Origin of the sequence: Streptomyces sp. MA5143a (genome assembly GCF_900290235.1) — a bacterium.
GTDB lineage: Bacteria > Actinomycetota > Actinomycetes > Streptomycetales > Streptomycetaceae > Streptomyces.
The window spans coordinates 94,988-109,765 of the sequence record NZ_OLMK01000021.1; the positions used below are offsets into that span (position 1 = coordinate 94,988).

Consider the following 14,778-nt stretch of genomic DNA (forward strand, 5'->3'; position numbering starts at 1 on the left):
GCGCGGGTGTGGCCAGTGCGGCGGGTGTGGCCGGTGCGGCGGGTGCGGGAGCGTCGTGGTTTCTCGCGCAGTTACCCGTGCCCCTGGAGGCCTGGGCCTGCGGCCCGACGCGCCCGCACCGTGCGTACGCAGGTCAGAACGTCACTACCGCCCGACCCCCCTTGCCCGCGCGCATGTTGTCGAAGGCTGCCGGGATGTCGTCCAGCGAGATGCGGTCCGTGACCAGTGCGCCGAGGTCGAGGCGGCCGGCCCGGACATGGTCGGCCAGGGCCGGCAGGTCCCGTGCCGGGTCGGAGTTGCCGTACACGCAGCCGGACAGGGTGCGGCCCCAGTGGAAGATCTCCAGCGCGTTGAAGGTGACCTGCTGTTCCTTGCCGCCGATCCCCACGACCGTCGTGCGCCCGCCCCGCCGCGTGGACTCCCAGGCCGTACGGATCGTCACCGCCCGCCCCACGCACTCCACGGCGACATCGACCCCCTGCTTCCCGGTCAGCGCCCGGATCTCGCGGGCGGTGTCCTCGGAGGCGACGACGAAGTCCGTGGCCCCGGCCGCTCGCGCCAGCTCCTCCTTCGCCGGGGAGACGTCCACCGCCACGATGCGTGACGCGCCCGCGATCCGCGCCGCCTGGAGCGCCGCGAGGCCCACTCCGCCCGCGCCGAACACGGCGACGGTCTCGCCCTCCCGCACCCGCGCCGAGTGGTGCACCGCCCCGTACCCGGTCAGGACGGCGCAGCCGAGGAGCGCCGCGTCGGTGAGCGGAATGCCGTCCGGGGCGGGGAGCACGCACCCGGCGGCCACCACCGTCTCCTCCGCGAACGCCGCCACGTTCAGGCCGGGGTGGAGGTCCGTGCCGTCGGAGGCGCGGCGGGCGTACACGTCGCCGACGCCGGCCAGCGCGTTCGCGCACAGCCACACCTCCCCGAGCGAGCAGGCATGGCAACTCCCGCAGGACGGGGCCCAGTTGAGGACGACACCGGCGCCGGGCGAGACATGGGTGACCCCCTCCCCCACGGCCAGTACCGTCCCCGCGCCCTCGTGGCCCAGCACGGCGGGCACCGGCACCCGCATCGTCCCGTCGGACAGCGACAGGTCGGAGTGACAGACCCCGGCGGCGGCGAGCCGCACCCGGACCTGGCCGGGACCGGGCTCCGGCAGCTCGATCTCGGCGATCTCCAACGGCGCCCCGACGGCGGGCAGTACGGCGGCTCGAACGGTCATGACGGAACGACTCTCCCAGGGCGATGGCAACGGGCGACGGCAACGGCAGCGGGCGGGGGCGCCCGCCGGCGGGACCGGAACTGGAGGGACCAGAACTGGAGGGACCAGAACGGGAGGCTAGAACTGGAGGGACTTGGTCTGGAGGTATTCGGCCAGACCGTGGGCGCCGAGTTCACGGCCGACCCCCGACTGCTTGTAGCCACCGAAGGGTGCCCGCGGGTTGAAGCGGCCGCCGTTGATGTCGACCTGGCCGGTGTCCATGCGGCGGGCGAAGGCGACCGCCTCGGCCTCGTCGGCGGCCCAGACGGCACCGGCGAGCCCGTACACCGTGCCGTTGGCGATGCGCAGGGCGTCCTCCTCGTCCTCGTAGCGGAGGACGCACAGCACGGGGCCGAAGATCTCCTCCTGGGCGACGGTCATCTCGGGGGTCACGTCGGCCAGGACGGTGGGGCTCACGAAGTAGCCCTGCTCGCGCGGGGATTCGGGGCCTCCGGCGGCCGGCCGGGCGCCCTCGGCGAGACCCTTCTCGATGTATCCGCGCACCCGGTCCCGCTGCTTGGAGCTGACGAGCGGGCCGAGGCGCTCGCCGTACTTCGCGGCGGCGGTCGCGGCCAGCTCGACCGCCTCCTCGTACTGGGAGGCATGCACCAGCATCCGGGTCCAGGCGCTGCACGTCTGGCCCGAGTTGGACATGACGTTGGCGACGCCGACGTTGACGGCCTTGGCGAGGTCGGCGCTCGGGAGGATGACGTTGGCGGACTTGCCGCCGAGCTCCAGGGCCACCCGCTTGATCGCCGCGCCCGCGGTGGCGCCGATGCCGCGGCCGACGGCCGTGGAGCCGGTGAAGGACACCATGTCGACGCCGTCGTGCGCGGCGAGTGCCTGCCCGGCGACCGCGCCGAGACCGGTGACCAGGTTGAACACCCCTGCGGGCACCCCCGCCTCGTGCACGGCCTCCGCGAACAGCTGGGCGACGAGCGGGGTGTCCTCGGCGGGCTTCAGGACGACCGTGCAGCCCGCCGCGAGCGCCGGGGCGACCTTGGCGACGATCTGGTGCAGCGGGTAGTTCCAGGGGGTGATCGCGCCGACGACGCCGATGGGCTCGTGGAACACGGTCGAGTTGCCGACCCTCTCCTCGAAGCGTTGCGTCGCGGCGAGTTCGGCGTACGAGCCCGCGACCGTGATCGGCAGGTCGGCGTGCACCTTCTGGGAGAACGGCAGCGGCGAGCCGAGCTCCGCCGTCACCGTCTCGGCGATCTCCTCCCGGCGCGCGGCGAGCGCGTCCCGCAGCGCGCCGATCACCCCGCCGCGCTCGGCGGGCGGCGTGGCGGCCCAACCCGGCAGGGCCGCCCGTGCGGCGCGTACGGCGGCGTCGACGTCCTCGGCGGTGCCGGCGGGGACCCGGCCGATCACCTGCTCGTCGGCCGGGTTCACCACCTCGATCGTGTCGGTGCCGGCGGCGGGCCGCCAGTCGCCGCCGATGTACATGCCGTCGTGTGCCTTCATCGTGGTGCCTTCCGCTGCGCCGCCGAGTGGTCCGCACCAAAAACTAGCTCTGATAGTTTTCCGGCACCAGAGCGGAGGGCTGTGACGACCGCCCCGCCCGCGCCCCGTCCGCGCCCCGTCCGAGGGTCCGCCTCAGAAGTCGACGCGTGTACGGTCGTCCACCCTGGCCACCGCCTCCTGGCCGAAGGCCTTCCGGTAGTCGACGCGGATCTCCTCGATCTTCCGGTGGCCGGCGGTGGCGGCCGACACCGGGTACAGCAGGGTCAGCTCGTACGACCGTTCCGTCTCGATGACGCCGTTCGCGTCCCGCCACTGGCCGCGCCCCTGCTGCACGGTGAGCCCGTCCGGGAAGCCGGGTGTGACCTCCTGATCGACGAAGTCCATGAACTCCTCGTCGGTGACGGCCGGTCCGCCGTCGGGCCGCTCCGTGCCGAAGAACAGCCGGGTCTCGATGTACGGGGCCCCGCGCCCGGGCGCCACGACGGGACCGGAGGAGACGTCGTCGGCGAGGGTGGCGTACGCCGTCGGGGCCCCGACGGCGAGCAGGCAGGCGGCCGCCGCGAGGGCGACGCGGGGGCGGATGAGGTGCCGGGCGAGGGCGGGGCGCCGGGTACGGGCGGGGTTCGAGGTCATGCCCACACCTGTAACGGAACCGCCGACTCCGGGACGTCGGCCGCGCCGGAGCCGGACCGAGCGTGCGCCCGTACGCCCCCGAAGCCGCCGAGAAGCCGCCCCCCAACTCCCCGCGCCCCGGTCCCCTCTGTGCCTGGTGCCGGTTGCCGCCTCCGCGCGGGCCCCGATCACCCCCTTCCCGCGGCGCCTCGGACGTCCGTGAGGTGGGCGAAGACGACGACGTTGCTGGCGTAGCCCTTCCTCCGGTCGTACACCCCGCCGCAGGTGATCAGGCGCAGCTCGGGGCGGTTCCGGGTGCCGTAGACGAGCTCGTTGGGGAAGTGGGCCTTCTCGTACGTCTTCACGGCGTCCACCGTGTAGACGGCGGTACGGCCGTCGGCGCGTCGGACCTCGACGACACGGCCGCGTTCGACCATGTCCAGCGCGGCGAACACGGCCGGTCCCGTCCGGGTGTCGCGATGGCCGACCACGACCGCCGTACCGGGGCCACCGGGCGCGGGGCCCGCCGCGTACCAGCCGACCAGCTTCGGGCTGGCGTCCGGCGGTGCGGGCAGCCGCCCCTCGCGGTCGAGGCGGAGTTCCACGACCGGGGCCTTGATACCGAGGTAGGGGATGCTGACGGTCTTCGCCGGCGAGTGCGCAAGCGGTCGGGGCCCGGCGGGGCCGCCCGGCTTCGCCGACGGGTCGGTGGTGGGGCGGGCCGTCGCCCTCGAAGGCGATCCGGGCACCCCCGGTCCACCGGCCCCGTCAGGCCTCCCGGAGGCCACCGCGCCTCCCGCCGCCGACGCGGCACCCTCCCCCGGACGCCCGCCGGGCGCCGCCCCGGCCCCGGACGGCATCCCAGGCGCGGACCCGGCCTTCGACGGCATCCCGGTCCCCGAAGGCACCCCGGGTTCCGTGGTCGCGTCCGGTGGTGTGGGGGGCGTGGTCGCCGTCGTGGGACGTGCCGTGGGCGACGGCGTGGGGCGCGGGGGTGGGGAGTACCAGGGCGCCGGAGCACGCGATGTCCCCGCATCGCGCGCCCCCTGGGCCCCGGCGAGGTCGGCCCCGTGCGGGCCGCCCCGCTCCTCGTCCTTCGCCCAGTTCGCGACGCTCACCACCAGCACGACGGTCAGCACGATCGTCCGGGTGAGGCGGTAGGCGCGCGTCCGGTGCCAGGGCCGCGGGGCGCCTCTACGCGGCGCCATCGGCGCGACGACGGCGCAGCCGCAGATAGGCGACCCCGCCCACCGCGGCGAGGCCCACGGCGGCCGTCCCGACGACCGGGGAGAAGTCCTTGGTCATGGCGAGGCCACCGCCGCCGGCCGGCGGGCCGCCGTTGGGCGCGACGGGGCAGTTCACGTTGAAGTCCTTGAACTTGGGCGCGGCCGTCTCGCCGACGATCCGCCAGGTCAGCCGGTAGTCGCCCTCCTGGAAACGCACGGCACCCTCGGGGGTCACCGGCGGGGTGTAGCCGCTGCCGTCGTCCGCCAGCGCGATGGCGCCCTCGGCGACGGGGTTGGGGACCGCGGCGGGCGGCAGCTTGTCGATGCTCCAGGCGATGCTCTGTCCCGCGCGGAAGTTGAACGCGGCCAGATAGAAGTCGCAGACGTTCGGCTGGTGGCGCTGGTTGCTGAACGGGAAGCCCACCCGGTGGATCTTGACGTCGGGGTCGCCCGGCGCCGCGACGGCGGCCGGTGCCGAGATCATGGTGGCTCCCATGGCGGTGAGCGTCGCGAGGACGGCGGCACTCGCGCGTGCTCCGGCGCGGCGGGGGCGGGACGAGGTGGACATGCAAGACCTCCGAGTCAGGTGATTGTCATACAAATCACGCTTTCACCTGACTCTCTGTCACATCACGGGGAAGACGGCGGGAGCCGCGCCTCACGCACCGTCAGATGTCCCTCTTCCGGCTCAAGACCGCCCCGATCCGGGAGCCGCGCCGCCCGGCGGAACGCTCCTTCCCTCCGCTCCTCCGGGCCGGGGCGACCGGGGAGCGCAGGGCGATCCCCGACGACACCAGCAGCAGCGCGCCGAGCATCACGAACGGCGCGGCCACTCCCGCGACACCTGCGACCAGACCCGCCGCGGCCGGCGCCGCGACCTGCCCGAGCCGGTTGCCCGTGAGCCGGAGCGCGAGGGCGGTGGAGCGGGCCGCGTCCGGGGCGGCGTGCACGACCGTCGTCATGGACAGCGGCTGCCCGACCCCGAGGCAGAAGCCGAGCGCGGCGAGCATCAGGGCCAGCGCCCACACGGGCACCGGCACCGCGAGCCCCGCGCACAGTACGGCCCCGAGCACACAGGTCACGGTGAGCAGGGCGGTCCGGCCGAGCCACCGCAGCATGGGTGTCATCACCAGACGGCAGGCGATGGTGGCGGCGGCGCGCAGACTCAGCAGGAGGCCGATGACGGACGGCGCGATGCCCCGGTCCTCCCCGACGACCGGGAGGTAGGCGGTCAGGATGTCGGTCGCCGACAGCACCGCGAGGCTGATGAGGATGCCGCCGGGCACTCCTCTGGTGCGCAGGATGCGGTGCACGGGGACCCGGTCGCCCTGCTCGGTGCGGGACTCGGGGTCCACGGGGCGCTCTATGCGCCACAGCGAGGTGAACGCGACCGCCGCCCCCGCGCCGGCCACCACCAGCGCCAGGGCGCTGGTCCGTGCCATGTCCGGGCCGCCGATGACGGCGCCCGCGGCGACCGGGCCGATCAGCTGGCCGAGGGAGGCGCCGATGGTGAAGTGGCCGAAGTTGCGGTCGTGTTCGTGCGGCGCGGACTGCCGGGCGACCAGCGACTGGGCGCCGATGACGAAGGAGAGGTGGCCGAGGCCCATCACCCCGCTCCAGACGGCCATCGTCACCAGGGAGTTCGCCAGACCGCTCAGGGCGCAGCCACCGGCGATGAGAACGACACCGACGGGCAGCAGGGGCGCGCACCGCCCCTGGTCGGTCCTGCGGCCGAGCGGGACGGCGGCGAACAGCGGGAGCAGGGCGTAGCCCCCCGCGATCACACCGATCGCCCGCTCGTCGGCGCCCAGCGCGAGGGCCCGGTAGGAGACGGCGGGCCGCGCCATCGACACCGCCCCCTGCGCGAAGCTGAAGGCGATGACGAGACGAAGCAGCCAGCCGCGATTCCTGCCGGGCCTCACGATGACGTTCCTCCTTGACTCGGCCGACGGGGCCGGTCGGCTCGGATGTCGGCTCAGATGATGCCCATCAGGATTCCGGCGCCCAGGATGACCAGCGAGGTGACCGCCGCCCACTTCACGACGAACCGGGTGTGGTCGCCGAACTCGACCTTCGCCATGCCCACGAGGACGTAGACGGCGGGCACGAGCGGGCTGGACATGTGCAGCGGCTGGCCGACGAGGGAGGCGCGGGCGATCTCCAGGGGCGAGACACCGTGTGCGGCACCGGCCTCGGCGAGGACCGGCAGGACACCGAAGTAGAAGCCGTCGTTGGACATGAAGTACGTGAGGGGCAGGCTCAGGAAGCCGGTGACGAGGGCCATGTGCGGGCCCATGCCCTCGGGGATGCCGTCGACGATCCACTTGGCCATGGAGTCGACCATGCCGGTGCCCTGGAGGACGCCGGTGAAGACGGCGGCGGCGAAGACCATGCCGGAGACGTTGAGGACGTTGTCGGCGTGGGCGGCGAGCCGGGCCTTCTGGTCGGGGATGTGGGGGAAGTTGACCGTCAGGGCGAGCGCGGCGCCGAGGATGAACAGCACCGGGATCGGCAGCCACTCCATGATCATGGCGGTGAGCAGCGTGACCGTGAGCAGCGCGTTGAACCAGTACAGCTTGGGGCGCAGCGTCGGGCGGTTCGGGTCCAGGCCCTGGAGGCGGACGTCGTCGGCGTCGTCGTCCTCGGGGTCGGCGTCCGTGCCGGAGCCGGCGCCGCCGGTGGTCTTCGTCGTACGGACCTTGTCGTCGCCGGAGCCGGCGGCGGAGGCGCCCGCGCCGACGAGCACGGTCTCCTCGGACTGCTCCTGCTCCTCGTCCTTGACGATCTTGTCCTGCTCCAGGACCTCGTCGAGGCTCAGCACCCCGAGGCGCTTGCGCTCGCGCAGACCGAGGAAGTAGGCGAGGACGAAGACGAAGAGGAGACCGACGGCGAGCGCCGGGATCATCGGGACGAAGATGTCGCCCGCGTCGAGCTTGAGCGCGGTGGCGGCGCGGGCGGTCGGGCCGCCCCAGGGCAGCGTGTTCATCACACCGTTGGCGGTGGCGGCGACGCCGGTCATGACGACGAGGCTCATCTTCAGGCGCTTGTACAGCGGGTACATCGCCGAGACGGTGATCATGAAGGTGGTGGAGCCGTCGCCGTCGAGCGAGACGATCGCGGCGAGCAGGGCCGTGCCGATGACGATGCGCAGCGGGTCGGCCTTGCAGAACTTCAGGATGCCTCGGACGATCGGGTCGAAGAGGCCGACGTCGATCATGAGGCCGAAGTAGACGATGGCGAACATGAGCATCGCGGCGGTGGGCGCGAGGTTGCCCACCCCCTCGATGACGTAGTCGCCGAGCTTGGCGCCCTTCCCTACGAAGACGCAGAAGAGAGCGGGGATCAGCACGAGCGCCGCGATCGGCGACATCTTCTTCATCATGATCAGGACCAGGAAGGTCGCGATCATGGCGAAGCCGAGGATGGTCAACATGTGGATACCTAACGTTCGCCCTTGAACTCCCACCAGGGCACCGGCGGTGCGACGACGTTAGGGCGGCTCCACAAGCGTTAACAAGACGTTGACATGCGAGCAATAAGCGCAGAACTCCAGGTCACAGCGTTGCGCCTGCTCGCGCGAGCTCCACGGGCACTCCGTTGAGGACCGCGTTGCCCGACAGCGGGTCGAGGAGCGAGCCGTCGAGGAGCTGGTTGACGTTGACTCCGGGATCGAGCGCGGCGTGGCTCATCCGGGTGCCCGGCCGGTCGTGCCCCCAGCCGTGCGGAAGGCTCACCACGCCCCGGCGTACACCGTCGGTGACCTCGGCGGGAGCGGTGACCTCTCCCCCGGCGCCCTTGATCCGTACGGCGTCCCCGTCGGTGATGTCGAGGCGTGCGGCGTCCTCGGGGTGGATGTGCAGGGTGCAGCGGTTGGTGCCGCCGGTGAGGGCGGGCACGTTGTGGAGCCAGCTGTTGTTGGACCGCAGATGGCGGCGGCCGATGAGGACGAGGCCGTCCGGGCGTTCCCCGAGGGCCGTGCGGAGCCTCGGCAGGTCGTCGGCGATCGGGCCCGGCAGCAGTTCGATCCTGCCGGTGACCGTCTTGAGCGGCTGGGGCAGCCGGGGCCGGAGGGGCCCGAGGTCGATGCCGTGCGGGTGGGCGAGCAACCGCTCCAGGTTCAGGCCGTCGGGGTCGGCGCCGAAGCCGTCGCCGTACGGGCCGAGGCGCAGCATCATGTCGAGCCGCCGTTCGGGGCCGCTCTCACCGGTGAGCAGGGCGGCCAGTTCCCCGGGGTCCCGGCCGTGGACGGGCGAGTGGGCCTCCTTGACGGCCTTGCCGAGGGTCTGGCCGATGACCAGGTCGTCCACGGCAGAGGGGTCGGCGCCGTGCATGCCCGTGGCGGCGAGGGTCAGGCGCGCGAGGATCTCGGTCTCCGGCAGGCGGCCGTCCTCCAGGGGCACGGCGGCGCGGTTGTAGCGGACCTGGTTGCGGACGGCGAACGCGTTGAACGCGAAGTCGAAGTGCGGGGCCTGCGAGGGCGGGGGCGGCGGCAGGACGACATCGGCGTGGCGGGCGGTCTCGTTGAGGTAGGGGTCGACGCTGACCATGAAGTCGAGCGAGTCGAGCGCCTTGTCGAGGCGGTCGCCGTCCGGCGCGGAGAGCACGGGGTTGGCGGCGACGACGATCAGGGCACGGACGGGGCTGCCCTCGGGTGTGGCGGTGTCGATCTCCTCGGCGAGCGCGGACAGCGGCAGTTCGCCCTTGGCCTCGGGGTGGCCGCTCACCCGGCTGTGCCAGCGGCCGAGGGCGAAGCCGCGGCCGGGTCCTGCGGGCCGGGGCGTCTTGTCCGTGGCGGAGTGCGGGAACAGGGCGCCGCCGGGCCGGTCGAGGTTGCCGGTGAGGATGTTGAGGACGTCGACCAGCCAGCTGGCGAGGGTGCCGTGCGGGACGGTGCAGCTGCCGATGCGGCCGTATACGGCGGCGGTGGGCGCGGCGGCCAGTTCACGGGCCATGGCCCGGATCGCGCCGGCGTCCACGTCGCAGGCCCCGGCGGCGGCCTCGGGGCTGAACTCCCTTACGGCTTCGGCGAGTTCCTCGACGCCCAGGACGTTCGGGGTGAGGTCGCCGAGGTCGACGAGGTCCTCCTCGAACAGGACGTGCGCCATCGCCGCGAGGAGCAGCGCGTCCGTGCCGGGGCGGATCGCCACGTGCCGGTCGGCGAGCTTGGCGGTGCGGGTCAGCCGCGGGTCGACGACGGTGAGGGTGCCGCCGCGGGCCTTGAGCGCCTTGAGCTTGCCGGGGAAGTCCGGGGCGGTGCACAGACTGCCGTTGGACTCCAGCGGGTTGGCGCCGAGGAGCAGCAGGTGGTCGGTGCGGTCGAGGTCCGGTACGGGGATGGCGTGGGCGTCGCCGTAGAGGAGCCCGCTGGAGACGTGCTTGGGCATCTGGTCGACCGTGGAGGCGGTGAACAGGCTGCGGGTGCCGAGCCCGGCGAGGAGGACGGGCGGGTAGAGGGCACCCGCCATGGTGTGCACGTTGGGGTTGCCGAGGACGACGCCGACGGCGTGCGGGCCGTGCGCCTCGACGACCGGGCGCAGTCCGGCGGCGACGGCGTCGAAGGCCTCCGCCCAGGTGGCCTCCCGCAGTTCCCCGTCCTTGCGGACCAGCGGGGTGCGCAGCCGGTCGGGGTCGCCGTCGGCCGCGCCGAACGAGGCGCCCTTCGGACAGATAAACCCCTTGCTGAACACGTCGTCCCGGTCGCCGCGGGCCTTGGTGACCCGGGTGCCCTCGATGGTGAGGGTGAGCCCGCAGGTGGCCTCGCAGAGCGGGCAGATCCGCAGGGCGGTGCGGGAGTCGGGGGTGGTGGACACGGGTCCTCCCGGAGGGCGACGGCGTTGACGCTCGGACGGGCGCCGCGCGCATGGAGGGCGCGGCGCCGCAGCAGAGCATACCGACCGGTATGCATCTGCGGGAGGGGCGAACCGGCGGGTGCGGTGCGGGACCTTGGGAACACCCCCTGGCTCGGGGCGGATCGGATCAGTCCAGGACGCGCGCGAGATAGGCCCGCAGCAGCTGCCGCATCTCCTCGATGATCCGCGGGTCCCCCTCGGGGGAGACCCGGAAGGAGAGGTGGACGAGGGTGTCGGCGGTCTCGACGGCGATGAGGAAGATGCGGCGCAGGTCCTCGTCGGGGGTGCGGCCGATGTAGTCGGAGAGCAGCTCGGAGAGGCGGTCGGCGACGCGGGTGTTGGGTTCCTGACGGCTGCCGCCGACGGGGATCTGGTTGCCGAAGTCGATGAGGGCGAAGCCGGGGGCGTGGCGCTTCATGTCGAGGTACTCGTCGAGGACGGCGTCCATGGCGGTGCGCCAGTCCCGGCCGCCGGTGCCCTCCAGCCGGCGTCCGACGCGTTCGGTGAAGCGGGCGAGGTTGCGTTCGGCGAGGGCGTCGGCCATCGCGCGCTTGTTGCCGAAGAAGCGGTAGACGGAGCCGATGGGCACACCCGCGCGCAGTGCCACGGCACGGGTGCTCAGCGCGTCGTAGCCCACCTCGTCGAGGAGGTCGGCGCAGGCGTCGAGGATCCTGGTCAGTCGTTCGGCACTGCGCCGCTGCACGGGTGCGCGGCGCAAGGAGGTCGCCTGGGACACGGGCTTCATGATGCCTTTCCGCCGAGGTCCGATGAGCTTCCGGATACAGGTACGGCCGGTACCGCCACTCCCGCTCAGCGGTCGAACGCGGCGGACGACGAACATCCGCACGTCCGGGCCCTGCCGGGAGCGTAGAGCACCGCACTGACAAGACGGATCCACCTCGGGTCCGGTTCTCCGCCGCGGCCCGATGGCACCCGATGTGGCGACACGGGGGCCGCCGCTTGCCTCGATCCGGCCATCGGCCCCCTTGCGCCCGCCTGGTCCGAATCCTACGGTGATGCATAGGAATCAGGAGCGCGAGGGAGCGATCATGAGCGGGGACGCGAGGAAGACCGCCGAGGGGCTGGAGTACCTCTCCGGTTTCGGCAACGAGCACGCCTCGGAGGCGGTCCCGGGCGCGCTGCCCGAGGGCCGCAACTCGCCCCAGCGCGCCCCGCTCGGCCTGTACGCGGAGCAGCTCAGCGGCACCGCCTTCACCGAGCCGCGGGCGCACAACCGCCGCTCCTGGCTCTACCGTGTCCGCCCGTCGGCCGCGCACCCGGCCTTCACCCGCGCGGACAACGGCACGCTGCGCACGGCCCCCTTCACCGAGACCGTCCCCGACCCCAACCGGCTGCGCTGGAACCCCCTGCCGGAGCCCCCGGCGGGCACGGACTTCCTCGCCGGCCTGTGGACGCTCGGCGGGAACGGCGACGCGGCCCAGCGCGCCGGCATGGCCGTGCACCTGTACCACGCCACGTCCTCGATGGAGCGGGTCTTCAGCGACGCCGACGGCGAGCTGCTGATCGTCCCGGAGCGCGGCGGCCTGCTCCTGCGCACCGAGTTCGGTCTGCTCCACGCGGAGCCCGGCGAGGTCGCCCTCGTCCCGCGCGGGGTCCGCTTCCGGGTCGAGCTCCTCGACGCCACCGCCCGCGGCTACGTCTGCGAGAACTACGGCGCCCCCTTCCGGCTGCCCGACCTCGGCCCGATCGGCGCCAACGGCCTGGCGAACCCCCGTGACTTCCGGGCGCCGGTGGCGGCGTACGAGGACGTGGAGGGCCCGGTGGAGGTGGTCAACAAGTTCTGCGGGAACCTCTGGACGGCCACCTACGACCACTCACCGCTCGACGTGGTCGCCTGGCACGGAAACCACACGCCGTACGTCTACGACCTGCGCCGGTTCAACGTCATAGGCTCGATCTCGTACGACCACCCGGACCCGTCGATCTTCACCGTCCTGACCTCGCCCTCGGACACCCCGGGGCTGGCCGGTGTGGACTTCGTGGTGTTCGCGCCGCGCTGGCTGGTGGGCGAGGACACCTTCCGGCCGCCGTACTTCCACCGGAACGTGATGAGCGAGTACATGGGCCTCATCGAGGGCGCGTACGACGCGAAGACGGCCGGAGAAGGGGGTTTCGTGCCCGGGGGCGGCTCCCTGCACACGATGATGTCCGCGCACGGCCCCGACCGGGAGACCTTCGACCGGGCGAGCGCCGCCGAGCTGGCGCCGCAGAAGGTCGACGACGGGCTCGCCTTCATGTTCGAGACGCGGTGGCCGATCCTGACCACCGCGCAGGCGGCCGGGGCGGACCACCTCCAGCAGGGGTACGACGAGGTGTGGTCGGGCCTCCAGCGTCACTTCGGTCCGTTGCGCTGAACGCGCCGGGCCGGGTACGGATAGCGTCGTGACCTCCTTCGCCCCGGACTCGATCGTCCTGAACCGCAAGCTGCCTCTCTGGTATCAGGTCTCGCAGTCCCTGCGCGCCTCGATACTGGGCCGGTCGCCCCACGATCCGCTGCGCCTGCCCACCGAGGAGCAGCTGGCCGGGCACTACGGGGTGAGCGTGCTGACCATGCGGCAGGCGCTGAAGGAGCTGGAGGACGAGGGGCTGATCAGCCGGCACCGGCGGCGCGGCACGTTCATCGAGCCGGGCGCACAACGGGGCACGCCCGTGCGGTTGCTCGGCTCGGTGGACGCGATCGTGGCCCAGCAGTCCGGTATGACGACCGAGCTGCTGGACCAGGGCAGCACCCCCCTGTCGGGTGAACTCTCGGACTACTTCCCCGACTTGACGGAGGTGGCCACGTACCACCGGCTACGCGGCGACGAACGGACGGGGGAACCCACCAACCACGCCCGCAACTACGTCCGCCCCGAGCTGGCCGAACGCATCGACCGTGAGGACCTGCTGCGCTGGCCGATGACCAAGGTGCTCCGGGACGCCGTCGGCGTGGCCATCGGCCGGATCACCGACACCGTCGAGGCGCGCCTCGCGGACCCGGAGACCGCCCGCCTGCTCCAGATCCCCCTGCTCAGCCCGATCCTGCACTACACGGGCGTCACCTACGACGAGTCGGGCCGCGTCCTGGACGTCGCGGTCATCCACTACCGCGGCGACCGCTTCTCCTTCACGGTCACCCTCGACGCCCACTGACGAGGTCGTACGATGCCCAGCGTGACGCACGACGACGCTCCGCTCCTGGCGGACCTCATGCCGTGGTCCGTCGCACCGCCACGGCTGGGCCGGGGGTGGCCGGCGGCGCCCGACGCGGCCTCCCTGAGGGCCCGCTGGGACGCGCTGATGAAGGCGGAGGGCCCGGACCGCGAGGCCCTGTTCGGCCCCACCCGCTCCCGCACCCTCATGTCCGCCGTCCCGGGACTGCCGGGCCGGACCGGCGGCACCGGCCGGCTGGTCCGCGAGTCGGGCCCCTGTCCCGAGCCGGTACGGGTCCTCGCCGCGCCCTTCGACGAGCAGTGGCTCGTCCCCGACCACCGCCTGATCGACGCGGCCCGCCCCGAGCTGTGGCGGGTCGCGGACGAGCACCAGGTGTTCGTGGTGGAGCAGACGCCCGCCCCCGAACCGTCCGGGCCGCCGCTCCTCGCCACGGCGGTCCTGCCGCTGACTCCCGCGCACGGTCCGCGCGCCGGCCGGGTCCGCCCCCTGTTCCGGCGGCCCGGCGGCCGGGAACCGAACCTGGCACCCGGTCTCACGGAGTTCCTCGCCGACCGCGTCGGCGCCGACCGCGCCGACCCCCTGGACGTCCTCGGCTGGGTCCTGGCGACCGCGCGTCCGGGCCCCGGGGGCATCGAGGTCCCGCTCACCGCGGACCCCGAGACCTGGTCCCGTGGCGTCGCGCTGGGCCGCCGCGTCCTCTGGCTGATGCGCCGCGACGGCGACCGCCCCAAGCTCCCCGGCGGCCGGCGCCCCTACGTCCGCGCCCCGCTCCCGGCCCGCCCGGCGGAGCTGCGCTACGACCCCGACGAGGAGGCGCTCCTCCTCGACGAGGGCCGCGTCTCACCGGTGCCCGCCGGGGCCTGGGACTTCCACGTCGGCGGTGTCCGCGTCCTCGACGCGTGGTTCGCCCGCCGCACCGAGCCCGCGGAACCGGGCACCCTGGAGGCCGTACGCCCCGCGACCTGGCCCCAGAGCTGGACGTCGGAGCTCCTGGAGCTGATCACGGTCCTGGCGCTGCTCGCCGAACTGCGCCCGGAGCAGGACGGGTTGACGGTGAAGGACCACCTCACGACGGAGGACCTGCACACGGCGGGCGTCCTCCCCGTCGTGGAGTCGGCGCGCAGGCCGGCCTCGGTGCTGGACCACGACGAGGAGGGCCCGGAGGGCCAGTTCACCCTGCTGTGAGCGGCCC

At 73.2% G+C, this 14,778-nt stretch carries 13 protein-coding genes; 4 read left to right on the plus strand and 9 right to left on the minus strand.

Annotated features, from left to right (window positions below; genetic code table 11):
- Positions 1-133: 133 nt before the first annotated feature.
- The 4 genes from SMA5143A_RS10805 to SMA5143A_RS43785 form a co-directional block, all read right to left on the minus strand.
- Positions 134-1,219: a Zn-dependent alcohol dehydrogenase gene (locus tag SMA5143A_RS10805; protein ID WP_107462649.1), complete on the minus strand. Its 1,086-nt coding sequence runs from the start codon at positions 1,217-1,219 to the stop codon at positions 134-136.
- A 117-nt stretch (positions 1,220-1,336) separates the two neighbouring features.
- Positions 1,337-2,725 carry an aldehyde dehydrogenase family protein gene (locus tag SMA5143A_RS10810; RefSeq protein WP_107462650.1) on the minus strand — a complete coding sequence of 463 codons (1,389 nt, stop codon included), beginning with the start codon at positions 2,723-2,725 and terminating at the stop codon, positions 1,337-1,339.
- 132 nt (positions 2,726-2,857) lie between these two features.
- Entirely contained in the window at positions 2,858-3,358 is a 501-nt protein-coding gene (locus tag SMA5143A_RS10815; protein WP_107462651.1) for a DUF3574 domain-containing protein, read from the minus strand.
- 167 nt (positions 3,359-3,525) lie between these two features.
- Positions 3,526-4,086 carry a class F sortase gene (locus tag SMA5143A_RS43785; RefSeq protein ID WP_258193463.1) on the minus strand — a complete coding sequence of 187 codons (561 nt, stop codon included), beginning with the start codon at positions 4,084-4,086 and terminating at the stop codon, positions 3,526-3,528.
- Here SMA5143A_RS43785 and SMA5143A_RS43790 point away from each other — a divergent pair.
- Positions 3,971-4,498 carry a hypothetical protein gene (locus SMA5143A_RS43790; protein WP_258193467.1) on the plus strand — a complete coding sequence of 176 codons (528 nt, stop codon included), beginning with the start codon at positions 3,971-3,973 and terminating at the stop codon, positions 4,496-4,498. The genes SMA5143A_RS43785 and SMA5143A_RS43790 overlap by 116 nt on opposite strands.
- Positions 4,499-4,531: 33 nt before the next feature.
- Here SMA5143A_RS43790 and SMA5143A_RS10825 read toward each other — a convergent pair whose 3' ends face one another.
- The 5 genes from SMA5143A_RS10825 to SMA5143A_RS10845 all read right to left on the minus strand — a co-directional run bounded on the left by SMA5143A_RS10825 (position 4,532) and on the right by SMA5143A_RS10845 (position 11,157).
- A complete protein-coding gene (locus SMA5143A_RS10825; RefSeq protein ID WP_107462653.1) occupies positions 4,532-5,131 on the minus strand; it encodes a hypothetical protein in 600 nt (199 codons plus the stop codon).
- A 100-nt stretch (positions 5,132-5,231) separates the two neighbouring features.
- The gene (locus SMA5143A_RS10830; protein ID WP_107462654.1) at positions 5,232-6,485 is read right to left on the minus strand and encodes an MFS transporter; all 1,254 of its coding nucleotides are present in this window, start codon (positions 6,483-6,485) and stop codon (positions 5,232-5,234) included.
- 53 nt (positions 6,486-6,538) lie between these two features.
- On the minus strand, positions 6,539-7,996 hold the full coding sequence (locus SMA5143A_RS10835) for a CitMHS family transporter (protein WP_107462655.1): 1,458 nt from the start codon (positions 7,994-7,996) through the stop codon (positions 6,539-6,541).
- Between the two features lie 121 nt (positions 7,997-8,117).
- The gene (locus tag SMA5143A_RS10840; RefSeq protein ID WP_107462656.1) at positions 8,118-10,373 is read right to left on the minus strand and encodes a molybdopterin oxidoreductase family protein; all 2,256 of its coding nucleotides are present in this window, start codon (positions 10,371-10,373) and stop codon (positions 8,118-8,120) included.
- A 166-nt stretch (positions 10,374-10,539) separates the two neighbouring features.
- Positions 10,540-11,157 carry a TetR/AcrR family transcriptional regulator gene (locus SMA5143A_RS10845; RefSeq protein ID WP_107462657.1) on the minus strand — a complete coding sequence of 206 codons (618 nt, stop codon included), beginning with the start codon at positions 11,155-11,157 and terminating at the stop codon, positions 10,540-10,542.
- 304 nt (positions 11,158-11,461) lie between these two features.
- On the opposite strand from SMA5143A_RS10845, the gene hmgA reads away from it, so the two are divergent.
- Genes hmgA through SMA5143A_RS10860 form a run of 3 tightly spaced genes read left to right on the plus strand, consistent with a single transcriptional unit; the run spans position 11,462 to position 14,771 of the window.
- The gene (gene hmgA, locus SMA5143A_RS10850) at positions 11,462-12,787 is read left to right on the plus strand and encodes a homogentisate 1,2-dioxygenase (protein ID WP_107462658.1); all 1,326 of its coding nucleotides are present in this window, start codon (positions 11,462-11,464) and stop codon (positions 12,785-12,787) included.
- 28 nt (positions 12,788-12,815) lie between these two features.
- Positions 12,816-13,565: a GntR family transcriptional regulator gene (locus SMA5143A_RS10855; protein WP_107462659.1), complete on the plus strand. Its 750-nt coding sequence runs from the start codon at positions 12,816-12,818 to the stop codon at positions 13,563-13,565.
- Positions 13,566-13,577: 12 nt separating this feature from the next.
- On the plus strand, positions 13,578-14,771 hold the full coding sequence (locus SMA5143A_RS10860; RefSeq protein ID WP_107462660.1) for a type ISP restriction/modification enzyme: 1,194 nt from the start codon (positions 13,578-13,580) through the stop codon (positions 14,769-14,771).
- Positions 14,772-14,778 lie beyond the last annotated feature (7 nt).